This window comes from Pseudomonas sp. L-22-4S-12 (assembly GCF_009799935.1).
Taxonomy (GTDB): Bacteria; Pseudomonadota; Gammaproteobacteria; order Pseudomonadales; family Pseudomonadaceae; genus Aquipseudomonas.
This window is the reverse complement of sequence record NZ_WELL01000001.1, coordinates 385,696-407,340: the sequence shown is the minus strand read 5'-3', so window position 1 is coordinate 407,340 and position 21,645 is coordinate 385,696. Positions and strand designations below refer to the sequence as shown.

The 21,645-nt window shown below is 67.8% G+C and carries 23 protein-coding genes; 12 read left to right on the top strand and 11 right to left on the bottom strand.

The genetic code is table 11. From position 1 onward, the window contains the following. Positions 1-42 precede the first annotated feature (42 nt). Positions 43-549: a peptide deformylase gene (def, locus tag F3I16_RS01870; protein WP_160077363.1), complete on the bottom strand. Its 507-nt coding sequence runs from the start codon at positions 547-549 to the stop codon at positions 43-45. Between the two features lie 133 nt (positions 550-682). On the opposite strand from def, the gene F3I16_RS01865 reads away from it, so the two are divergent. The 3 genes from F3I16_RS01865 to F3I16_RS01855 all read left to right on the top strand — a co-directional run bounded on the left by F3I16_RS01865 (position 683) and on the right by F3I16_RS01855 (position 3,469). Beyond that, entirely contained in the window at positions 683-1,708 is a 1,026-nt protein-coding gene (locus F3I16_RS01865) for a LysM peptidoglycan-binding domain-containing protein (RefSeq protein ID WP_160492073.1), read from the top strand. Between the two features lie 64 nt (positions 1,709-1,772). Further along, positions 1,773-2,870, top strand: coding sequence for a DNA-processing protein DprA (dprA, locus tag F3I16_RS01860; RefSeq protein ID WP_160492072.1), 1,098 nt, complete (start codon positions 1,773-1,775; stop codon positions 2,868-2,870). 41 nt (positions 2,871-2,911) lie between these two features. Beyond that, positions 2,912-3,469 (top strand): L-threonylcarbamoyladenylate synthase, encoded by a 558-nt coding sequence (locus tag F3I16_RS01855; protein ID WP_160492071.1) that lies wholly within the window; start codon positions 2,912-2,914, stop codon positions 3,467-3,469. A 104-nt stretch (positions 3,470-3,573) separates the two neighbouring features. On the opposite strand, the gene F3I16_RS01850 is transcribed toward F3I16_RS01855, so the two are convergent. After that, the gene (locus tag F3I16_RS01850) at positions 3,574-4,551 is read right to left on the bottom strand and encodes an NADPH:quinone reductase (RefSeq protein WP_160492070.1); all 978 of its coding nucleotides are present in this window, start codon (positions 4,549-4,551) and stop codon (positions 3,574-3,576) included. Between the two features lie 119 nt (positions 4,552-4,670). Here F3I16_RS01850 and hemF point away from each other — a divergent pair, with 119 nt between their 5' ends. Genes hemF through F3I16_RS01835 form a run of 3 tightly spaced genes read left to right on the top strand, consistent with a single transcriptional unit; the run spans position 4,671 to position 7,295 of the window. Then, complete coding sequence (gene hemF, locus F3I16_RS01845; RefSeq protein WP_160492069.1) at positions 4,671-5,591, top strand: oxygen-dependent coproporphyrinogen oxidase; 921 nt, start codon at positions 4,671-4,673, stop codon at positions 5,589-5,591. Next, positions 5,588-6,409 (top strand): shikimate dehydrogenase, encoded by an 822-nt coding sequence (aroE, locus tag F3I16_RS01840; protein WP_160492068.1) that lies wholly within the window; start codon positions 5,588-5,590, stop codon positions 6,407-6,409. The genes hemF and aroE overlap by 4 nt, the downstream gene beginning before the upstream one ends. 4 nt (positions 6,410-6,413) lie before the next feature. Further along, positions 6,414-7,295 (top strand): DMT family transporter, encoded by an 882-nt coding sequence (locus tag F3I16_RS01835; protein WP_160492067.1) that lies wholly within the window; start codon positions 6,414-6,416, stop codon positions 7,293-7,295. Here the strand turns inward: F3I16_RS01835 and F3I16_RS01830 are convergent. Next, positions 7,292-7,825 (bottom strand): flavin reductase family protein, encoded by a 534-nt coding sequence (locus tag F3I16_RS01830; protein WP_160492066.1) that lies wholly within the window; start codon positions 7,823-7,825, stop codon positions 7,292-7,294. The genes F3I16_RS01835 and F3I16_RS01830 overlap by 4 nt on opposite strands. A 164-nt stretch (positions 7,826-7,989) precedes the next feature. Between F3I16_RS01830 and pbpG the strand changes: the two genes are divergently transcribed. Beyond that, the gene (gene pbpG / locus F3I16_RS01825) at positions 7,990-8,904 is read left to right on the top strand and encodes a D-alanyl-D-alanine endopeptidase (RefSeq protein WP_160492065.1); all 915 of its coding nucleotides are present in this window, start codon (positions 7,990-7,992) and stop codon (positions 8,902-8,904) included. 161 nt (positions 8,905-9,065) lie between these two features. Here the strand turns inward: pbpG and F3I16_RS01820 are convergent, their stop codons facing one another. From F3I16_RS01820 to F3I16_RS01810, 3 genes are all read right to left on the bottom strand, one after another. Then, positions 9,066-10,418 carry a glutamine synthetase family protein gene (locus F3I16_RS01820; protein WP_160492064.1) on the bottom strand — a complete coding sequence of 451 codons (1,353 nt, stop codon included), beginning with the start codon at positions 10,416-10,418 and terminating at the stop codon, positions 9,066-9,068. 17 nt (positions 10,419-10,435) lie between these two features. After that, positions 10,436-10,987, bottom strand: coding sequence for a helix-turn-helix domain-containing protein (locus tag F3I16_RS01815; RefSeq protein ID WP_160492888.1), 552 nt, complete (start codon positions 10,985-10,987; stop codon positions 10,436-10,438). A gap of 61 nt (positions 10,988-11,048) precedes the next feature. Then, positions 11,049-12,335: an FAD-binding oxidoreductase gene (locus tag F3I16_RS01810; RefSeq protein WP_160492063.1), complete on the bottom strand. Its 1,287-nt coding sequence runs from the start codon at positions 12,333-12,335 to the stop codon at positions 11,049-11,051. Between the two features lie 191 nt (positions 12,336-12,526). Between F3I16_RS01810 and F3I16_RS01805 the strand changes: the two genes are divergently transcribed. Next, a complete protein-coding gene (locus F3I16_RS01805) occupies positions 12,527-13,651 on the top strand; it encodes a carboxypeptidase family protein (RefSeq protein ID WP_160492062.1) in 1,125 nt (374 codons plus the stop codon). Positions 13,652-13,661: 10 nt separating this feature from the next. Here the strand turns inward: F3I16_RS01805 and F3I16_RS01800 are convergent, their stop codons facing one another. The 4 genes from F3I16_RS01800 to trpB all read right to left on the bottom strand — a co-directional run bounded on the left by F3I16_RS01800 (position 13,662) and on the right by trpB (position 18,333). Beyond that, entirely contained in the window at positions 13,662-13,886 is a 225-nt protein-coding gene (locus F3I16_RS01800; RefSeq protein WP_160492061.1) for a hypothetical protein, read from the bottom strand. Positions 13,887-14,045: 159 nt separating this feature from the next. Then, positions 14,046-16,151: a TonB-dependent receptor gene (locus F3I16_RS01795; protein WP_372239590.1), complete on the bottom strand. Its 2,106-nt coding sequence runs from the start codon at positions 16,149-16,151 to the stop codon at positions 14,046-14,048. A 164-nt stretch (positions 16,152-16,315) separates the two neighbouring features. Continuing rightward, a complete protein-coding gene (gene trpA, locus F3I16_RS01790) occupies positions 16,316-17,125 on the bottom strand; it encodes a tryptophan synthase subunit alpha (RefSeq protein WP_160492060.1) in 810 nt (269 codons plus the stop codon). Further along, a complete protein-coding gene (gene trpB / locus F3I16_RS01785) occupies positions 17,122-18,333 on the bottom strand; it encodes a tryptophan synthase subunit beta (protein ID WP_160492059.1) in 1,212 nt (403 codons plus the stop codon). The genes trpA and trpB overlap by 4 nt, the downstream gene beginning before the upstream one ends. A 104-nt stretch (positions 18,334-18,437) precedes the next feature. Between trpB and F3I16_RS01780 the strand changes: the two genes are divergently transcribed. From F3I16_RS01780 to F3I16_RS01765, 4 genes are all read left to right on the top strand, one after another. Further along, positions 18,438-19,325, top strand: coding sequence for a LysR family transcriptional regulator (locus tag F3I16_RS01780; protein ID WP_160492058.1), 888 nt, complete (start codon positions 18,438-18,440; stop codon positions 19,323-19,325). 48 nt (positions 19,326-19,373) lie between these two features. After that, positions 19,374-19,589 carry a dodecin gene (locus F3I16_RS01775; protein WP_160077337.1) on the top strand — a complete coding sequence of 72 codons (216 nt, stop codon included), beginning with the start codon at positions 19,374-19,376 and terminating at the stop codon, positions 19,587-19,589. 156 nt (positions 19,590-19,745) lie between these two features. Beyond that, positions 19,746-19,970: a DUF1161 domain-containing protein gene (locus tag F3I16_RS01770; protein WP_160492057.1), complete on the top strand. Its 225-nt coding sequence runs from the start codon at positions 19,746-19,748 to the stop codon at positions 19,968-19,970. Between the two features lie 110 nt (positions 19,971-20,080). Beyond that, a complete protein-coding gene (locus F3I16_RS01765) occupies positions 20,081-21,079 on the top strand; it encodes an LLM class flavin-dependent oxidoreductase (protein ID WP_160492056.1) in 999 nt (332 codons plus the stop codon). A gap of 99 nt (positions 21,080-21,178) precedes the next feature. Here F3I16_RS01765 and F3I16_RS01760 read toward each other — a convergent pair whose 3' ends face one another. Then, positions 21,179-21,586 (bottom strand): SMI1/KNR4 family protein, encoded by a 408-nt coding sequence (locus F3I16_RS01760; RefSeq protein WP_160492055.1) that lies wholly within the window; start codon positions 21,584-21,586, stop codon positions 21,179-21,181. Positions 21,587-21,645 lie beyond the last annotated feature (59 nt).

Here is a 21,645-nt window from a genome sequence, read left to right as displayed (position 1 = left end):
AAAGAAAAAGGCTTGCCGCAGCAAGCCTTTGGATATCGGGGGTCAAGCTTGCTGGCGGTGCTGTTTTTCCAGCTTCTTCTTGATCCGGTCGCGCTTGAGGCTGGACAGGTAGTCGACGAACAGCTTGCCGTTGAGGTGGTCGCACTCATGCTGGATGCACACCGCCAGCAGGCCTTCGGCGATCAGCTCGTAGGGCTGGCCGGTACGATCCAGCGCCTTGATCCTGACCTTCTGCGGGCGGTCGACGTTCTCGTAGAAGCCCGGTACCGACAGGCAGCCTTCCTGGTACTGGTCCATCTGTTCGGTCAGTGCTTCGAACTCGGGGTTGATGAACACCCGCGGCTCGCTCTTGTCCTCGGACAGGTCCATCACCACCAGGCGCTTGTGCACGTTGACCTGGGTCGCGGCCAGGCCGATACCGGGCGCGGCGTACATGGTCTCGAACATGTCGTCGATCAGCTGTTGCAGCGCGCCGTCGAACTGGGTGACCGGCTTGGCAATGGTGCGCAGGCGCGAGTCGGGAAATTCGAGGATGTTGAGAATCGCCATAGATGTTTGTGATGCACTTGTGGAATAAAGTCAAAAAGCGCTGCTAAGATGATGAACAGCTTTGAAAAACGGCTTTGAAGCCACGTATTCTGCGGCTTACAGGCGCCAGCCACATAATAAAGGGATTCACCGCATGAGGAAATCACTACTCGCCCTGCTGCTTCTCGCCGTTGGCGGTCTAGCCCAGGCAGAAGTGCAGCTCAAGGAAGGTCATCCAGACCGCTATACCGTCACCAAGGGTGACACGCTCTGGGATATCTCTGGCAAGTTCCTCAGCCAGCCGTGGAAGTGGCCGGAACTCTGGCATGCCAACCCGCAGATCGAAAACCCGCACCTGATCTACCCGGGCGATACCCTGAGCCTCATCTACATCGATGGCCAGCCGCGCCTGACCCTCAATCGCGGCGCCTCGCGTGGCACCATCAAGCTGTCGCCGCAGGTGCGCAGCACGCCGATTGCCGAGGCGATTCCCGCCATTCCGCTGGAAGCGATCAACAGCTTCCTGTTGACCAATCGCATCGTTGACACCCCGGAAGACTTCACCCAACGGCCTTACATTGTGGCCGGCAACGCCGAGCGCGTGGTCAGCGGCTCGGGTGATCGCATCTATGCCCGCGGCACCTTCGACCAGGCTGACCCGGTGTATGGCATCTTCCGCCAGGGCAAGGCCTATACCGATCCGGAAACCAATGAGTTCCTCGGCATCAATGCCGACGATATCGGCAGCGGTGAAGTGGTGGCCCAGGAAGGCGATGTCGCCACGATCAGCCTGAGTCGCACGACCCAGGAAGTACGTCTGGGTGACCGCCTGTTTCCCACCGAGGAACGGGCGGTCAATTCGACCTTCATGCCCAGCGAACCGGCCACCGATGTTTCTGGCGTGATCCTCGATGTGCCGCGCGGCGTGGCCCGTATCGGCCAGTTCGACGTGGTCACCCTGAACAAGGGCAAGATCGACGGCCTCAGCGAAGGCAACGTCCTGGCGATCTACAAGACCGGCGAAACCGTGCGCGATCGCATCACCGGCGAGTCGGTGAAGATCCCGGACGAGCGTTCCGGCCTGCTGATGGTGTTCCGCACCTACGAGAAGCTCAGCTACGGGCTGGTGCTGTACGCTACCCGCGACCTGGCGGTGCTGGACAAGGTGAAGAACCCGTAATACCCGGAACCCCCGCTGCTGCGGGGGTTCTGCTTTCTGTCTGCGCTTCGTCAACCGATCAAGGATGATCGCCGTGACCGTCACCTCGCCTGCCGAACTCGAGGCGCGCCTGCGCCTGCACTGCCTGCCCGAACTGGGGCCCCGGCGTTTCCGTCGTCTGCTCGATGCCTTCGGTTCGGCATCCGCCGCCCTCAGCGCGCCGGCTTCGGCCTGGCGCTCACTGGGCTTGCCGGCGGCCTGCGCGGAACTGCGCCGCGCGGCGAAAACCCGTGAGCGGGCGGCGCAGGCGCTGGCTTGGCTGGAGCAAGCCAACCAGCATCTGCTGATGTGGGATCAGTCGGCCTATCCGGCCCTGCTCGCCGAACTGGTCGATGCCCCGCCGCTGCTGTTCGTCGCCGGCGATCCGAACATCCTCGAACTGCCGCAACTGGCGGTGGTCGGTAGCCGCCGCGCCTCGCGTCCGGGGCTGGATACCGCCCAGGCCTTTGCCCGCAGCCTGGCCGGCGGCGGTTTCGTCATCACCAGCGGCCTGGCCCTGGGCATCGATGGCGCGGCCCACCAGGGCGCGCTGGATGCCGCCGGCAAGACGGTGGCGGTGCTCGGCACCGGCCTGCTGCGGCTATACCCGCAGCGCCATGTCGGCCTGGCCGCACGGATCGTCGAGGGTGGCGGCGCGCTGGTCTCCGAGCTGCCGCTGGACTGCCCGCCGCAGGCCAGCAACTTCCCCCGGCGCAATCGCATCATCAGCGGCCTGGCCCTGGGCGTGCTGGTGGTCGAGGCCAGCCCGTCCAGCGGCTCGCTGATCACCGCCAAGCTGGCGGCGGAACAGGGCCGCGAGGTCTACGCGATTCCCGGCTCGATCCATCATCCCTGTGCGCGTGGTTGCCACCAGCTGATCCGCGACGGCGCGACGCTGGTCGAGAGCGTCGAGCATATCCTCGAAGCCCTGCGCGGCTGGCAGAGTGTGCCGCCCGCCTCCGCCAGCCTACCGGTCGAGGAGCATCCGCTGCTGCTGCACCTGCGCGCGGCGCCACAGAGCAGCGAAAGCCTGGCGCAGGCCTGCGGCATGGCGCTGGGCGAAACCCTGGCGCTGTTGACCGAGCTGGAGCTGGAGGGCCGCGTGGTGTGTGAGGCGGGGCGCTGGCTACACCGCGCCGGCTGAGGCCGGTACACTCGCGCCAGTGATTCTGGCCGGGGGTAGGCATGTACAGCAGTTGGCAGGTAAAACGCATCGCGCAGATCGTTCGTCAGGGCGGGGTGGTCGCCTACCCGACCGAGGCCGTCTGGGGCCTGGGTTGCGATCCGTGGAACGGGGACGCGGTAGAACGCCTGCTGGCGCTCAAGGATCGCCCGCTGCACAAGGGCCTGATCCTGGTAGCGGACAACATTCGCCAGTTCGACTTCCTCCTCGAAGACCTGCCCGAGCGCTGGGTCGACCGTCTGGCCAGCACCTGGCCGGGACCGAACACCTGGCTGGTGCCGCACCAGGACCGCCTGCCCGCGTGGATCACCGGGCAGCACAACAGCGTGGCCCTGCGCGTCAGCGACCATCCGCTGGTGCGCGATCTTTGCGCCCTCACCGGCCCACTGGTGTCGACCTCGGCCAATCCGGCCGGGCGTCCGTCCGCCCGTTCGCGCTTGCGCGTCGAGCAGTACTTCCACGACCAGCTCGACGGCGTACTCGGCGGTGCCCTCGGTGGGCGGCGCAATCCCAGCCTGATCCGCGACCTGCAGACCGGCAATGTGGTGCGCCCGTCGTAGGTTGGGTTGAGGAGCAACGCGACGAAGCCCAACGGGCAATAACTGGCTCAGCCACAGAGGCGTCAGCAGGATTGCCCGTTGGGCTTCGCTGCGCTCAACCCAACCTACGGCAACAGGATGGTCGAGCCGGTGGTCTGCCGGCTGCTCAGCGCCGCATGGGCCTTGGCCGCCTCGGCCAGGGCGAAGCGCTGGCCGATGTCCACCCGCAGCTGGCCGTCGGCGACCAGGGCGAACAGCTCGTCGGCCATCGCCTGCAGGTGTTCGGCCGTGTTGGCGTAGTGGCCCAGGGTCGGCCGGGTGACATACAGCGAGCCCTTCTGCGCCAGGAGGCCCAGGTTCACCCCGGTGACCGCCCCCGAAGCGTTGCCGAAGCTGACCAGCAGCCCGCGCGGCGCCACGCAGTCCAGCGACATCTCCCAGGTGTCCTTGCCCACCGAGTCGTAGACCACCGGGCACTTCGCCCCGCCGGTCAGCTCCAGTACCCGCGCCGGCACGTCCTCGCGGCTGTAGTCGATGGTCGCCCAGGCGCCGTGGGCCTTGGCCAGCGCGGCCTTTTCCGCTGACGACACGGTGCCGATCAGCTGCACGCCGAACGCCCGTGCCCACTGGCAGGCGAGCAGGCCGACGCCGCCGGCCGCGGCGTGCCAGAGAATGGTCTGCCCGGGCTGCACCGCGTAGGTCTGGCGCAGCAGGTACTGCACGGTGAGACCCTTGAGCATCAGCGCCGCGGCCTGCTCGAAGCCGATCGACTCCGGCAGCCTGACCAGGTGGCTGGCCGGCAGCACGTGCAGCTCGGCGTAGGCGCCCAGCGGTCCGGTGGCATAGGCGACGCGGTCGCCCACCTTGAGGTGGCGCACCTCGCGGCCCACTGCCTCGATTTCGCCGGCGCCTTCGCTGCCGAGGCCGGACGGCAGCGCCGGCGGTTGGTACAGGCCGCTGCGGTAATAGGTGTCGATGAAGTTCAGGCCGATTGCCCGGTTGCGCACCCGCACTTCCTGCGGGCCCGGCTCGGCGGGAGTGAAGTCGGTGTATTCGAGCACTTCGGGGCCGCCGTGGCGGGAGAACTGGATGCGTTTGGCCATGTCCGCGATTCCTTGACGAAAGAGCCTCCATGCAAGCGCTCCGGCTGACCGCCGTCAAGCCTGCGGGACGGACGACGATGGTATGCTTGCGCCCTTTCCAGCTCGTCCGGATGACTGCCGTGAGTGACCGTACCCAGGCCGTGAAGGCCTACCTGCTCGACCTGCAAGACCGTATCTGCGCCGCCCTCGAAGCCGAGGACGGCGGCACCCGTTTCTTCGAGGACAGCTGGCAGCGCCCGGCCGGTGGCGGCGGCCGCACCCGGGTGATCGAGAACGGCGCACTGATCGAGAAGGGCGGGGTCAACTTCTCCCACGTGTTCGGCGACAGCCTGCCGCCGTCGGCCAGCGCCCATCGCCCCGAGCTGGCCGGGCGCGGCTTCGAGGCCATGGGCGTATCCCTGGTGATCCACCCGGAAAACCCGCACGTGCCGACCTCCCACGCCAACGTGCGCTTCTTCAGCGCCGAGAAGGCCGGCGAGGAGCCGGTCTGGTGGTTCGGCGGCGGCTTCGACCTGACCCCCTACTACGCCCATGAGGAAGACTGCGTGCACTGGCACCAGGTGGCCCGCGCCGCCTGTGCGCCGTTCGGTGCCGAGGTCTACCCGAAGTACAAGGAATGGTGCGACCGCTACTTCCACCTGAAGCACCGCGGCGAGCCGCGCGGCATCGGCGGGCTGTTCTTCGACGACCTCAATCAGTGGGACTTCGACACCAGCTTCGCCTTCCTGCGCGCCATCGGCGATGCCTACATCGACGCCTACCTGCCGATCGTCCAGCGGCGCAAGGCCACCCCGTTCACCGAGGCGCAGCGCGAGTTCCAGGCCTACCGCCGGGGCCGCTACGTCGAGTTCAACCTGGTGTTCGACCGCGGCACCCTGTTCGGCCTGCAATCGGGCGGGCGTACCGAGTCGATCCTCATGTCCCTGCCGCCGCACGTGCGCTGGGGCTACGACTGGAAGCCCGAGCCCGGCACGGCGGAAGCGCGCCTGACCGAGCACTTCCTCAAGGATCGCGACTGGCTGGCGGAGGCCGGGCTGTGACCGATCGTTACGGCGTATTCGGCAACCCCATCGGCCACAGCAAGTCGCCGCTGATCCATCGCCTGTTCGCCGCGCAGACCGGCCAGGATCTCTCCTACGAGGCCCTGCTGGCGCCGCTGGATGACTTCGCCGGTTTCGCCCGTGCCTTCTTCGCCGAGGGCCAGGGCGGCAACGTCACCGTGCCGTTCAAGGAGGAGGCCTATCGCCTGGCCGACGAGCTGAGCGAACGGGCCCGCCGCGCCGGCGCGGTGAATACCCTGAAGAAGCTGGCCGACGGCCGCCTGCTCGGCGACAACACCGACGGCGCCGGCCTGGTCCGCGACCTGACGGTGAATGCCGGGCTCGACCTGGCGGGCCAGCGCATCCTCCTGCTCGGTGCCGGCGGCGCCGTGCGCGGCGTGCTGGCGCCGCTGCTGGCGCACAACCCGCAGGCGCTGGTGATCGCCAACCGCACCGTGGCCAAGGCCGAGCAGCTGGCCCACGAGTTCGCCGACCTCGGCCCGGTGGCCGCCAGCGGTTTCGACTGGCTCAGCGAGCCGGTCGACCTGATCATCAACGGCACCTCGGCCTCGCTGGCCGGCGAGCTGCCGCCGATCGAGCCGAGCCTGATTCGGCCCGGCCACACCGTCTGCTACGACATGATGTACGGCAAGCAGCCGACCGCGTTCAACCGCTGGGCCTCCGAGCATGGCGCCGCGCGCTGCATCGACGGCCTGGGCATGCTGGTGGAGCAGGCCGCCGAGGCCTTCCTGCTGTGGCGCGGCGTGCGGCCGGACAGCGCGCCGGTGTTGGCGGAACTGCGCAAGCAACTCGCCTGAGCCGATGCCCTACCTGCTGACCGTCACCGCGATCTGGGCGTTCTCCTTCAGCCTGATCGGCGAGTACCTGGCCGGCCAGGTCGACAGCGACTTCGCCGTGCTCGCCCGGGTGGCCATCGCCGCCCTGGTGTTCCTGCCCTTCCTCCGCTGGCGCGGCGTGCCCAGGCCGCTGCTGGCCGGCTTCTGGCTGGCCGGGGCATTGCAGTTCGGCGTCACCTACCTGTGCCTGTACCGCAGCTTCAGCGTGCTGACGGTGCCGGAAGTGCTGCTGTTCACCGTGCTCACGCCGATCTACGTGACCCTGCTCGACGACGCCCTGGCCCGGCGCTTCAACCCCTGGGCCCTGCTGGCTGCGCTGGTGGCGGTGGGTGGCGGGGTGATCATCCGCTTCGAGCGCCTGGAGGGCGACTACCTGCTCGGCTTCCTGCTGCTGCAGCTGGCCAACCTGACCTTTGCCGCCGGCCAGGTGCTGTGCCGCCAGTTGCTCGTGCGTTACCCGACCGCGCTGCCGCTGCCGCGCCTGTTCGGTCATTTCTTCCTCGGCGCGCTGGTGCTGGTATTGCCGTCGTTCCTGCTGTTCGGCAATCCGGAGCGCCTGCCGCAGACGGCGGTGCAATGGGGCGTGCTGCTGTGGATGGGCCTGTTCGCCACGGCGCTGGGCATGTTCTGGTGGGTCAAGGGCAGCACCCGGGTCGATGCCGGCAGCCTGGCGGTACTCAACGAACTGCACGTGCCGGCCGGGCTGCTGGTCAACCTGCTGATCTGGAACCGCGACTTCGACCTGCCGCGCCTGGCCCTCGGCGGCGCGGTGATTCTCGCCTCGCTGGCGCTGCTGCGCGTCGGCCGCCGGGCACAACCGGCCAGCACCAGACGCCGGCCTGCCTAGGGCATGCGCGAGGCCAGTACGATCTCCTCGCCGGCCACCATGAAGGTGCCGTAGCCGCGGTGATGCAGGGTCTGTGGCTGGCTCACGTCGGGATCGTGCCAGGCCTTGAGCACTTCCAGCACGAAGAAGTTGTAGGTGTTCACCAGGCGCGTATCGACCACCCGGCATTCCAGGTTGGCGAAGCATTCGGCGATCAGCGGCGCCTCGACCAGGCTGGCCGGCTCGGCGTGCAGGCCGAAGGTGGCGAACTTGTCCAGGCTGCGCCCGCTGCTGTTGCCGCAGGCCACCAGCTGTTCGGCCAGGTCGCGCTGGGGGATGTTCAGCGTGCAGACCCGGCGGTTCTTCAGCGCGGCGAAGGAGAAGTCGTTGCCGCTGACCACGCAGCCGATCAGCGGCGGCTCGAACTCCATCATGCAGTGCCAGGACATCGGCATCACATTGGGCACGCCACGGCGCTGAGTGCCGAGCAGCAGCACCGGGCCCGGCTCGATCAGGCGATAGACCTCGGATAACGGCAGCGGGCTTTTCATGGCGGGCCTCGGCGGTGACGGATAGCGCTCGCCCCACTCTACTCCGCGCCAGGCCGCCTGCCAGCCGGGAAAAAGCGCTCCGGCCTGTCATCAGCCTGACTTATACTGACAAGGCCTGCACGGACGCCCTGGCCTCTTCATTCCTACTCCAGGGGACCGTCTCCGTGAATATCCGTCATTCGCTCGTTGGCCTGCTGCTCGCCGGCCTTGCCATGGTTGCCGCGTCCGTCAGCGCGGCCGAACGCAGCGGCGCGACCCAGGAGCTCGCCTCCGGCAGCGCCCTGCTGGTCGACCTCAAGACCAACCAGGTTCTCTATTCCAGCAACCCCGACCTGCAGGTGCCGATCGCCTCGGTCACCAAGCTGATGACCGCCATGGTCACCCTGGATGCCCAGCTGCCCATGGAGCAGAGCCTGCCCATCGTGATCAAGGACGTGCGCGAGATGCGCGGGGTCTATTCGCGGGTGCGCATCGGCAGCGAGCTGAGCCGCCGCGACATGCTCCGGCTGACCCTGATGTCCTCGGAAAACCGCGCCGCCTCCAGCCTGGCCCACCACTACCCGGGCGGCGTGCCGGCCTTCGTCGCGGCGATGAACGCCAAGGCCCGTGCCCTGGGCATGACGCGCACCCGCTACAGCGAGCCGACCGGGCTGTCGGAAGGCAACGTCTCCACCGCCAGCGACCTGGTCAAGCTGGTCGAGGCCAGCGCCCAGTACCCGCTGATCGGCCAGTTCAGCAGCACCCGCGAGCACACCCAGGCCTTCCGCAAGCCGGCCTATACCCTGGGCTTTCGCAACACCAACGGCCTGGTGCACAAGCCCAACTGGAGCATCCAGCTGACCAAGACCGGCTTCACCAACGCCGCCGGTCACTGCCTGGTGATGCGCACGCAGATGGCCGGCAAATCGGTGGCCTTCGTGGTGCTGGATGCCTTCGGCAAGTACACCCACATGGCCGATGCCAACCGCCTGAAGAAGTGGCTGGAAACCGGCCAGGTGACCAAGGTGGCGCCGGCGGCGCTGGCCTACAAGAAGCAGCGGCAGGTCGAGCGGGCGCGCACCATGCAGGCGGCGCAGTAACTCCCGACATGCAAAAATCCCGGCAATCGCCGGGATTTTTTGTTCCAGGGGCTGAGTTAGCGCGTAGGTTGAGAAGCGTAGCGACGAAGCCCAACCCAAGGATTCCGCCGCCACCGTTGGGCTTCGCTGCGCTCAACGCCAACCTACGGTCACGCGATGCCTCAGAGGAACCAACGGTACTCCCGCGCACTGACCTCGTGCATGAAGTCCAGGTGGTCCTGGCGCTTGTTCTCGCAGTAGACGAAGACGAACTCGCTGCCCAGCTTGTCCTTGACCACCTCGTGCGAGGCCATCGCCGCCACGGCGGTGAGCATGTCCTTGGGGAAGTCGATGCCGCTGCCACGGTCCTCGTTGAGCGAGGGGATCGGCTCACGGGCCTGGTCCAGGCCATGTTCCATGCCGCTGAGAATGGCCGCCAGCACCAGGTAGGGGTTGGCGTCGGCGCCGGCCAGGCGGTGCTCGATGCGCAGGTTCTTGCCGTCCGACTCGGGGATGCGGATGCACGCATCGCGGTCCTCGAAGCCCCAGCTGGCCTTGCTCGCCGAGTTGACCATGGCGCCGTAGCGGCGGAAGGCGTTGTGGTTGGCGGCGAAGATCGGCATGCAGTGCGGCAGCAGTTCCAGGCAGCCGGCCACGGCGTGGCGCAGCGGGCGCTGCTGGTCGCCATCGAGCAGGTTGCGGCCGCCCTCGTCGTACAGGCTGACGTGCACGTGCATGCCGCTGCCCGGTGCCTGCAGGTAGGGCTTGCTCATGAAGCTGGCGCGGCAGCCATGCTGCATGGCCACGCCGCGGGTGCTGCGGCAGAACAGCGCGGCCTGGTCGGCGGCGTGCAGGCCGTCGTCGCAGTGGGCGAAGTTGATCTCGAACTGGCCGGGGCCGAGCTCGGCGGTGATCACGTTGGCGTCCACGCCCTGTTCCCGCGCCGCTTCCACGGTTTCATGCAGCACGTCGGAGAAGCGCGTCAGGCGTTCGATGTGCATGTTCGGCTGGTCGTCGGCGTCGCCGGTCAGCGGGTCGCGGGGGAATTGCGGCAGGCCGTTCTCCAGTTTGCGGTCGAACAGGTAGAACTCCAGCTCGAACGCCACCACCGGGCGAATACCTCGGGCCTGCAGGCGCTTGAGCACGCGGGCCAGCACTTCGCGCGGCTCGAATTCGATCGGTGCCTCGGTGCCGTCGGAGCTGATCAGCATCTGCGCCATCGGCTGCTTCTCCCAGCGCACCGGCTTGAGGGTGCCGGGGATCAGGCGGCGCGGTGCGTCCGGGTCGCCGTCGTTGAAGCAGTAGTCGCCAATCGGGTGCAAGCCGCCCTGGGCGCCGAGCAGCACGCAGTTCTGCGGCACTTTCAGCGGGCCGCCGGCGGCGACTTTTTCCAGCATGTCCATGGGGTAGCGCTTGCCGTAGAAGTGCCCGGGAATGTCCAGGCAGATCAGTTCGACGTAGCGCACGTCGGGGTGGGCGGCGCGGAAGGCACGCACTTCGCTGAGCAGGTCGGGGAATGTCGTTGTTGTTGTCATGGGGGGTATCTGCGCGGTCAGGTGAAGACCCAGAGCACTCGTGTGGGTTTATCGGTGAGATTGGCGTAGCGGAACTGGGCGTGCGGCGGCAGCTGGAAGCTGTCGTTGGGGCCGAGGGTGACCGGTTCGGCGGCGTCGCCGTACCACAGGGTCAGCTCGCCTTCGAGGACGAAGCCGCCCTGCTCCGAGCTGTCGTCCAGGTGGCCTTCGCCGCTGCTGGCGCCGGGTTCGAGATGGCTTTCGAGCATGGAGAAACCGCCGGACATGGTCGGCGAGGCCAGCACGTCGGTGATGCCGCCGGCGTAATAGAGGGTGCGTCGCTCGTCCGGACGGGTCACCCAGCGCACCTCGCGCGGCTTGTTCAGGCTGTAGAAGTAGGTGGTGGGCACGCCCAGCGCTTCGCTGATGGCGGTGAGGTCGGCCACGGTCGGGCGCGACAGGCCGCGCTCGACCTGGGACAGGAAGCCCACCGAGCGGCCGATGCGTTCGGCCAGTTCGTTGAGGGTGACGTTCTTGTGCTTGCGCAGGTCGCGCACCAGGATCGCCAGCCCTTCTATTTCATCCTGCATGTCCACGGGGTATTTCCTTCAATCGGGTTTCTGCTGGGCGCCAACCGTGCTGGCGGCCAGTTCAAATGGTGTCGCGCAGCCGGTACCAGGCCTTGCCCACCGCTTCGATCGGCGCGGCCAGCAGGTCGCCACCGGGGAAGCGCGGGTTGCTCAGGCCCTGGTACAGGCCGAGCAGCTGTTCGTCGCCGAGGATGGCGTCGCTCACCGCGCGCGCCGCGGCCAGGGTCGGCAGGATGCCGTGGCCGGAGAAGCCCTGCAGCCAGTACTTCTGGCCCTGGCGGCCGACATCCGGGGTGCGGTGCATGGTGCAGTCGATATGCCCGCCCCAGCCGTAGTCGATCTGCACCCCACGCAGCTGCGGGAAGACCCGTTCCAGATAGGGCCGGGTAGCCGCCGGCACGTCCTTGGGGATGCCGCCGAGATAGGTGCAGCCGCCGCCGAACAGCAGGCGGTTGTCCGGGGTGACGCGGAAGTAGTCGGGGACGAACTGGTTGTCGATGGCGCAAGTGCCGCGCGGGAACAGCGAACGCGCCAGTTCCGGGTCCAGCGGCGCGGTCGCCACCTGGTAGGAGCCAACCGGCAGCAGGCGCTTGGACAGCGTGCGGTCAAGGCGGTCGATGTAGGCGTTGCAGGCCAGCACCAGCACGTCGCCGCGTACCTCGCCGTGTTCGGTACGCGCCACATAACCTTCGCCAGTTTCGCGGTAGTCGAGTACCTGGCTCTGCTCAAAGATGCGCCCGCCGGCCGCCTCGATGGCGGCGGCCAGGCCCTGGGCCAGTTTCAGCGGGTTGAGGTGGGCGCCACCGGCGTCATGCAGGGCGGCCAGGTAGCGCGGGCTGGCGATCCACTCGGGCAGGTCCTGCTTGGGGATGAAACTCAGCTGCTGGTAGCCGTACTTCTGCTCGGCCTCTTCGAGGTTTTCCTGCAGCTGGCGCACGCGGCGCGGCAGCACGGCGGTGTAGATCGCGCCCGTGCGGTAGTCGATGTCGAAGCCGTGGCGCAGGGGCAGCTCGCGCATCTCGTTGGCGGCCCAGGTCATGCTGTCCCACAGCTGGCGGGCCCGTTCCAGCCCCAGGGCCTTCTCGAACGGCGGCATGTCGCAGGACCAGCCCGGCAGCGCCTGGCCGCCATTGCGCCCGGAGGCGGCCCAGGCCAGGCGGCTGGCTTCCAGCAGCACTACTTTTTTGCCGGCCAGGGCCAGGCGCAGGGCGGTATGCAGGCCGCTGAAGCCGCCGCCGATGACCAGTACCTGGCACTCTTCGCTGCCGGCCTGGCTCGGACGCAGCGGGATGCTGCCGTAGGTAGCGGCGTAATAGGTACCGATGTGCTGCGCGGATTGCTTGAACATACAGGCCTCATGAAATTATCTGTTTTGTATTTCATGAAAAAATACATCAGATAATTCACGAAGCCAAGCCCGGCCGATGACTGGTGCTGCGCCGAGTCCCGTTTCGTCGCGCCGCGGGCACCGAGCGGATCGCCATGCACGGGCTGGCGGTGGCGGTTATCCTGCTGTCATTCCCAGCGAGAGGCCCGGCCATGCAGATTCGTAGCGACTTCGACAGCGGCAATATCCAGGTGCTGGACGCCGGCAACCCGCAGCAGGTGCGCCTGGCGATCCGCAAGGACTTCGCCAGCGAGCACTTCCAGTGGTTCCACTTCCTCGCCGAGGGCCTGAGCCCCGGCCAGCGCCATGGCTTCAGCCTGGTCAACGCGCCGCAGTCCAGCTACCAGAACGCCTGGAGCGGCTACCAGGCGCTGGCCAGCTACGATGGCCAGGACTGGTTCCGTGTGCCGACCCGCTATGACGAGGGTGGCCTGCACTTCGAGCTGGTACCTGCGCAGGCCCAGGCCTATTTCGCCTACTTCGAGCCCTACAGCCGCGCCAGGCACGCGCAATTGCTGGTGCGCGCCCTGGCCCTGGCCAACGTCGAGCTGCTGGCCTGCGGCAGCAGCCTGCAGGGCCGCGAGCTGCCGCTGCTGCGCGTGCGCGGCACGGCCAGCGCGCCGCGCAAGATCTGGCTGATCGCCCAGCAGCATCCGGGCGAGCACATGGCCGAGTGGTTTATGGAAGGCCTGATCGAGCGGCTGCACGAGCCGGATGAGGAGCTGCGCGGGCTGCTGGCCCAGGCCGATCTGTACCTGGTGCCGCACATGAACCCGGACGGTGCCTTCCTCGGCAACCTGCGCACCAATGCCGCCGGCCAGGACCTCAACCGCGCCTGGCAGGCGCCCAGCGCCACGCACAGCCCGGAAGTGCTGTTCGTCCAGCAGCAGATGGCCGCCCACGGCGTCGACTGCTTCCTGGATATCCACGGCGACGAGGAGATCCCCTACGTGTTCACCGCCGGCTGCGAAGGCAACCCCGGTTTCACGGCGCGCCTGGATGCGCTGGAGCAGGAGTTCCGCCGGCGCCTGATGGCCTGTGGCGAGTTCCAGGTGGAGCACGGCTACCCGCGCGACGAGCCCGGCCAGGCCAACCTGGCGCTGGCCTGCAACTGGGTCGGGCAGACCCATGACTGCCTGGCCTTCACCGTCGAGATGCCGTTCAAGGACCACGATCTCAGCCCCGATCCGCGCACCGGCTGGAACGGGGCGCGCAGCAAGGCCCTGGCGCGTGCCGTGTGCAGCGTGCTGGCGGCACTGGCCGGCCGGCTGCGCTGATCCGCCAGCCCTAGAGCTCCCACTCGGGCAGGTGCGGGCGGCGGTCCCCGCCGCTGCGCCGATCGGCCTCGAAGCGGATGGTTTGCCGGCGCTCGCCGTTCTGCCGGCGGTCGGGTCTGTGCTTGTCGCGGCTGTCGATCTGGAAGCTGGCCTTCTGCTTCGGCGCATTCGGCGGCGGGGAGGATTCTTCCAGGGACTCCAGGCTGAGTTCGAGAGGGGGAAGATCGTCGTTCATGCTACGCCTCCAGCCTCCGCCGCTCGCCCGGGGAGGGCGAACGGCTGGCGGAGGCCATCACCGCTCAGGCTAGACAGGCGCCATGGGGGGTGCCATGTCGTTCGTCCGGATGGGCCGGCCGGCTGTAGCCTGCCCCGGCTGCTCTAGCGGTACTGAGACTCAGAAGCGGTAGTTGGCGCTCAACTCCAGGGTGCGCGGCGCGCCGGGGGTGATCAGGTCCACCGAGCCGTGGGCGGAGGCGTAGTGGTCCTTGTTGGTCAGGTTGCTCAGGCGCAGGGCGGCGTCCCAGGTCGGCTCGTTGTACAGCAGGGCGGCGTCGAAGGTGGTGTAGCCGGGCATCACCGTCACGTTGTCCAGCGCGGTGTAGCGCTCGTCGACGTAGTTGGCACCCATGCCCAGGCGCCAGCGCGGGGCCAGCTGGCGCACCAGCCAGAGGTTGGCGCTGTTGCGCGGGGTCAGGGTCGGCGTCTGGCCTTCGTTGGCCACGCCGTTGGTCTTGCTGTTGGACTGGGTGATCTCGGCGTCGAGGTAGGCGTAGCCACCATAGACCTGCCACCGGTCGCCGAGCTCGCCGCTGAAGGTGGCCTCGAAGCCGTCGGTGCGCTGCTCGCCGGCGAGGACCAGCAGGGCCGGGTTGGCCGGGTCGGCGGTCTTCATGTTGGTGCGCTCGAGGCGAAACACCGCGGCGGTGAGCGACAGGCGGCCGTCGAACAGCTCCCACTTGCTGCCCAGCTCGTAGTTGGTGGTCTCCTCCGGCTCCAGGTCGGCGTTGGCCGCGTTGACGGCGAACACTTCCCCCGAGGGCTGGTAGCCGCGGCTGACCGAGACGTAGTAGGACTGCACCTGGTCGGGCTGGAACACCAGGCCGGCGCGCGGGCTCCAGGTCTTGTCGGTGCGGTCGAGGTCGACGTTGGCCGCGCGCTCGTCGTCGTACTCCTGGCCGAAGATGTCGTAGCGCACACCCAGCAGGGCCTTCCACTGGGCATTCAACTCGATCAGGTCCTGCACGTAGAAGCCGGCGGTTTCCTGGAAGTTGGTGCCCTTGGATGTCAGGGTGCCGGCGTGCTCCGGCACGACGACCAGGGCGTCGCGATACACCGGCACCTGGGCCACGTTGCTCTGGCTGAATACCCGCTGGTGCTTGTCCTGATGGCCCAGCTCGACGCCGTAGAGCAGGCTGTGCTGCAGGCCGGCCAGCTGCGCCTGCTGCTTCAGCTCGGTCTGGTTGAAGACGCCGTATTCGTCGCGGGCGACATTGCCGCGGTTCAGCTTGACCAGCAGCTCGCCGTTCGGCGCGGTGACGAAGCGTTTCGCGCCGGAGTCGGCCAGGGTGTTGTTGCGGTCCAGGTCGTAGTGGTAGTAGCGGGTGTTGTTGCTCAGGCTGAGGCCGTCGTCGATCTGGTAGTCGAAGCCGGCGGTCAAGGTGAATACCTCGCTGCGCGCGTAGTCCTGGTCCGGGTCGCCGGAGCCGAAGCGCTTGTCGCGGTCGACGTCGACCGGGCGGCCGTCGCGCGCGGGGATGCCGAAGTCGATCAGGCGCTGGTCGTACAGGTAGGTGGCGCCGAGGTTCAGCTCCAGGTCGTCGGACAGGCGGAAGTAGGCCGAGGGCGCGATGGCCTTGCGTTCGGTATAGCCGTCGTCGCGGAAGGTGTCGCTGTCCTCCAGCGCGCCGGTGAGGCGCAAGGCCTTGTCGCCCTGCTGCTGGTCGGCCCAGCCGGCATCGAACTGGCTGCGGCGCTGGCCTTCGCTGTCGAAGCTGACGCCGACTTCCTGTTGCGGGGCGAAGTTCGGCTTCTTGCTGACGTTGTTGATCAGCCCGCCGGAGGAGCCGCGGCCGTAGAGCACGGCGGCCGGGCCCTTGATCACCTCGACCCGTTCGATGTTGGACAGGTCGCGGAAGTACAGGGCGTCGTCGCGGAAGCCGTCGACGAAGATGTCGCCGATGGCGCTGAAGCCGCGGATGGTGACCTGGTCGCGCTGGCCGTCGCCGTTGGAGAGGCCGATGCCGGGCACGTTCTTCAGCACGTCCTCCATGGACTGGGCGCCCTGATCCCTGATCACGCTCGCGGGCACCACGTTCACCGTCTGCGGGATGTCGCGCAGCGGGGCGTCGGTCTTCAGCGCCCCCTTGCTCTCGGTGGCCTGGTAGCTCTGTTGGGCGTAGTCGCCCTGGATGGTGGTGGCCGGCAGGGTCGCGGCTGACAGGGCGGGGGCAACGAGTAGGCCGACCAGTGGCAGGGTCGAGGGGATACGCGAGAAGATCACCGGACAGCTCCTTCGAAAATGGTTCGCATATGGTAACAATTCTTATACGTATTTCGAAGAGCTATCACAACGCAAGCGCCATGTTTCGGCCCGGCCTATGGCGCAGGCAGCAAAAAGCCGCTGCCTGCGCGAGCAGGACAGCGGCTCCGGTGGTGCGGGATGGCTTAGCGGCGCGCGCCGCGCACGCCCTCGGCCAGCTGGTGGCACAGGCCGAGCACGCCGTCCACGGCCTGCTGGTCGTCCTTGGCGCCGGCGATCTGGTCGACCAGCGCCGAGCCGACCACCACGCCGTCGGCCAGGCGGGCAATGGTCGCCGCATGTTCCGGGGTGCGGATGCCGAAACCGATGCTGATCGGCAGGTCGGTGTGGCGGCGCAGGCGGGCCACGGCTTCCTGCACGTGCTCGACGCTGGCGCTGCCGGCGCCGGTGACGCCGGCCACCGAGACGTAGTAGACGAAGCCGGAACTGCCGTTGAGTACGGTGGGCAGGCGCTGGTCGTCGGTGGTCGGCGTGGTCAGGCGGATAAAGTCGATACCGGCGGCCTGGGCCGGGTCGCACAGGTCGAGGTTATGTTCCGGGGGCAGGTCGACCACGATCAGGCCGTCCACGCCGGCCTCCTTGGCGTCGGCGATGAAGCGCGGCACGCCGTAGTAGTGGATCGGGTTGAAGTAACCCATCAGCACCAGCGGCGTGCTCTGGTCGCCTGCGCGGAATTCGCGGACCATCTGCAGGGTCTTGGCCAGGTTCTGCTTGCCGGCCAGGGCGCGGATATTGGCCAGCTGGATGGCCGGGCCGTCGGCCATCGGGTCGGTAAAGGGCATGCCCAGCTCGATCACGTCGGCGCCAGCTTCCGGCAGGCCCTTGAGGATCGCCAGGGAGGCATCGTAGTGGGGGTCGCCGGCGGTGACGAAGGTCACCAGGGCGGCGCGGTTCTGCTGTTTCAGCTCGGCAAAGCGCGTCTGCAGGCGGCTCATGCGTGCTTCTCCTGTTCGCTCATATGGTGCATCACGGTCTGCATGTCCTTGTCGCCGCGGCCGGACAGGTTGACCACCATCAGGTGATCCTTGGGCAGCTGGGGTGCGCGCTTGAACACTTCGGCCAGGGCGTGGGCGCTTTCCAGTGCCGGGATGATGCCTTCCAGGCGGCAGCAGGTGTGGAAGGCTTGCAGGGCCTCGTGGTCGGTGATCGAGCAGTACTCGACGCGGCCGATATCGTGCAACCAGGCGTGTTCCGGGCCGATGCCGGGGTAGTCGAGGCCGGCGGAAATCGAGTGGGCGTCGATGATCTGGCCATCGTCGTCCTGCAGCAGGAAGGTGCGGTTGCCGTGCAGCACGCCCGGCACGCCGCCGTTCAGGCTGGCCGCGTGCTTGCCGGTGTCGATGCCGTGGCCGGCGGCTTCGACGCCGACGATCTTCACGCTGCTGTCATCGAGGAAGGGGTGGAACAGGCCCATGGCGTTGGAGCCGCCGCCGATGCAGGCGACCAGGCTGTCGGGCAGGCGCCCTTCCTTCTCCTGCATCTGCTCGCGGGTTTCCTTGCCGATCACCGCCTGGAAGTCGCGCACCATCGCTGGGTACGGGTGCGGGCCGGCCACGGTGCCGATCAGGTAGAAGGTGTTGTGCACGTTGGTCACCCAGTCGCGCAGCGCTTCGTTCATCGCGTCCTTGAGGGTGCCGGTGCCGGCCACCACCGGGATCACCGTGGCGCCCAGCAGCTTCATGCGGAACACGTTGGCCTGCTGCCGGTCGATGTCGGTGGTGCCCATGAAGATCACGCATTCCATGCCGAAGCGCGCGGCCACGGTGGCGGTGGCCACGCCGTGCATGCCGGCGCCGGTCTCGGCAATGATGCGCTGCTTGCCCATGCGCTTGGCCAGGAGGATCTGGCCGATGCAGTTGTTGATCTTGTGCGCGCCGGTGTGGTTCAGCTCTTCGCGCTTGAGGTAGATCTTGGCGCCGCCGCAGTGTTCGGTCAGGCGCTCGGCGAAGTACAGCGGGCTGGGCCGGCCGATGTAGTCGCGCTGGAAGTAGGCCAGCTCCTTGAGGAATTCGGGATCGGCCTTGGCCTTCTCGTATTCGGCGGCCAGGTCGTGGATCAGCGGCATCAGGGTTTCGGCGACGTACTGACCGCCGAAGTGGCCGAACAGGCCGGTGGCGTCAGGGCCGGTGCGCAGTGAAGTCATGGAGCTCTCCCAGGGAGGATGTGCGATGGCGCCATTCTACCCCTGGCCGCTGCCCTGAAAAGCGATTAGATTGCCGTAACTCGTCAGTAAAACTCACAGATAGCATGAGCCGAGAACTGCCCCCGCTGAATGCCCTGCGCGCCTTCGAGGCCGCCGCCCGCCTGCAGAGCGTCAGCCAGGCCGCGGATGAACTGAGCGTTACCCATGGCGCGGTGAGCCGGCAGATCCGGCTGCTGGAGGAACAGCTGGGGGTGGCTCTGTTCGGCAAGGACGGGCGTGGCGTAAAACTCACCGATGCCGGGGTCCGCCTGCGCGACGCGGCGTTCGATGCCTTCGAGCGCCTGCGCAGTACCTGCGCCGAGCTGAAACAGCAGCAGGTCGACGCCCCCTTCGTCCTCGCCTGCCCCGGCAGTCTGCTGGCGCGCTGGTTTATCCCGCGTCTCGACAGATTGCAGCGCGAGCTGCCGGAACTGCGCCTGCAACTGTCGGCCAGCGAGGGTGAGCTGGACCCGCGGCGCCCCGGGGTCGACGCCACCCTGTGCTTCGCCGAGCCGCCCTGGCCGGCGGATATGCGGGTATTCGAGCTGGCCGCCGAACGCATCGGCCCGGTGCTCAGCCCGCGCTACCAGGGCCACGCCCGCCTGAGCGCCGCGCCCGCCGCGGTGCTGCTCGGCGAGCCGCTGCTGCATACCGTGTCGCGGCCGCAGGCCTGGCCGCAGTGGGCCCGCGCGCAGCGCCTGGATGCCCGGCGGCTGCAGCTGGGCCAGGGTTTCGAGCACCTCTACTACCTGCTGGAAGCGGCGGCGGCCGGCCTCGGCGTGGCCATCGCGCCGCAGCAGCTGGTCGCCGACGACCTGGCCGGCGGCCGCCTGCTGGCGCCCTGGGGCTTCGTCGAAACCCCGGCCCGCCTGGCCCTGTGGGTGCCGGCGCGGGCTCGCGATGCGCGCGCCGAGCGCCTGGCGCAATGGCTGCGCCAGGAGCTGGCCGGCTGATTCTCGACTAGCCTCAGACAGGAACAGTCCTGCCCGAGGAGAAGCAGCATGTCCGATCACCGCACCTACAAGAAGATCGAAGTTGTCGGTACCTCCAAGCTGAGCATCGAGGATGCCATCAGCAACGCCCTGGCCGAGTGTGCCAAGTCCGTGCGCAACATGGACTGGTTCGAGGTCATCGATACCCGTGGCCATATAGTCGACGGCAAGGTGGCGCATTACCAGGTCGAGCTGAAGGTCGGCTTCCGCATCGGCAATAGCTGAGGCGTTGGCAGAAATTCCCCGTTCCTTGCGCTAGGCTGCCCGAGGTCTGGCAGCGTGGCGCCGGGGTTCGCCCAACGGCGTCCGCCCCTGCCGCCTGGGGTGGAGTGCCCCGTCACGGCTCGTATGAGCCCTTTGCCTAACGAAGGAGCGTTAACCATGAAGCAACTGATCCTGGGCCTGGCCCTGTTTTCCCTGGCCGGCTCGGCCCTGGCGGCGGCCAAGCCGTGCGAGGAACTCAAGGCGGAGATCGACGCCAAGCTCAAGGCCAAGGGCGTCGCTGCCTACAGCCTGGACGTGGTGGACAAGGACGGTGCCGGCGACAAGACTGTGGTCGGCACTTGCGAAGGTGGCAGCAAGGTAATCGTCTACCAGCGCGGCTGAGCGTAGCGCTCGTCGGCACAGGCCGGGGTTCCCGCAAGGGGCTCCGGCCTTTTCGTTGTTGCCTTTCGCCGCGCCGCCCCCATAAAGCAGGGATGACCTCAGGAGGCTGTATGAGCAGGCTATCCACCACCCCGTTTTCCATCCTCGACCTGGCGCCGATGCGCGACGACGAGACCGGCCCGGCGCCGGCCCTGCAGCGTTCCCTGGCCCTGGCGCAGCATGCCGAGCGCCTGGGCTTCTCGCGCTACTGGGTGGCCGAGCACCACAACATGGAGGGCATCGCCAGTTCGGCCACCGCCGTGCTGCTCGGCTACCTGGCGGCCGGCACCAGTACCCTGCGCCTGGGTTCCGGCGGCATCATGCTGCCCAACCATGCGCCGCTGGTGGTGGCCGAGCAGTTCGGCACCCTCGCCGCCCTCTATCCGGGGCGCATCGAGCTGGGCCTGGGCCGCGCGCCGGGGGCCGACCAGCAGACTGCCCGCGCCCTGCGTCGCGACCGCCTGGGCAGTGCCGACGACTTCCCCCAGGATGTCGAGGAACTGCAGGCCCTGCTCGGCCCGCGCCAGCCGGGGCAACAGGTGATCGCCATGCCCGGCCTGGACAGCAACGTGCCGCTCTGGCTGCTCGGCTCCAGCCTGTTCAGCGCCCAGCTGGCGGCGCAGAAGGGTTTGCCCTATGCCTTCGCCGCGCACTTCGCGCCGCGCTACCTGCACCAGGCGCTGCGCGTCTACCGCGACAACTTCCAGCCCTCGGCCGTGCTCGACAAGCCCTATGCCATGGTCGGCGTACCGCTGATTGCCGCGCCGACTGACGAGGAGGCCGAGTTCCTCGCCACCACCGCCTTCCAGCGCGTGCTGGCGCTGCTGCGCGGGCAGAGCCTGGTGCTGCGCCCGCCGGTGCAGAGCATGGCCGGGCGCTGGCAGCCCCATGAGCAGCAGGCGGTGGGCGATTTCCTCGGCCTGGCGGTGATCGGCGGGCCGCAGAAGGTGCGTGCGCGCCTGGAGATCCTGCTGGAGCAGACCGGCGCCGACGAGCTGATCTTCACCGGCGACCTGTACCAGCACGAACATCGCCTGCGCAGCTTCGAGATTGTTGCCGGCTTGCGCTAAGGCCTGTGCGGGGCAAGGGGGAGCGATGCGCCGTGCGCACCGCGCTCTATATGGTCTATCTGGTGCGCGCGGTGCACCCTACGGTTGTGTGGTGTTGTTTCAGCTTTCCAGCCAGACGTCGCGGGCCCAGTGCCACACCGAGTCCCAGCTCTCGTCGGTCAGTTCGCCTGCGTCGCCGTCCCACAGCCAGACCTGGCCTTCCACATCCACGGCGTAGTAGTCGCGGCCGTCCTGGCACAGCGGCACCAGGTCGCGCGGCAGGCCGAGGTCCCAGGCCACCGAGGCGACTTCCGGCAGGTAGGTGTGCGAGTGTGGGTCGGCGGCGGTGACCGGCTCCAGGCGGCCGTAGACCACGTCGCTGACCTTGAGCAGGAATTCGCGCAGCTCGAAGGGCAGGTGGATGAGGATCTGCTCCTGGATTTCCACCAGGGTTTCCTCTTCCGGCAGCTCCAGGGGAACGGGAACCGGCTCGTTGAGTTCACGCAGCTGTTCGATGACTTCTTCCACGGGGCTTCTCCAGGCAGAGCGGTGGTCGGCTAGAGGGTAGCCGATCGACCCGCGCCTTT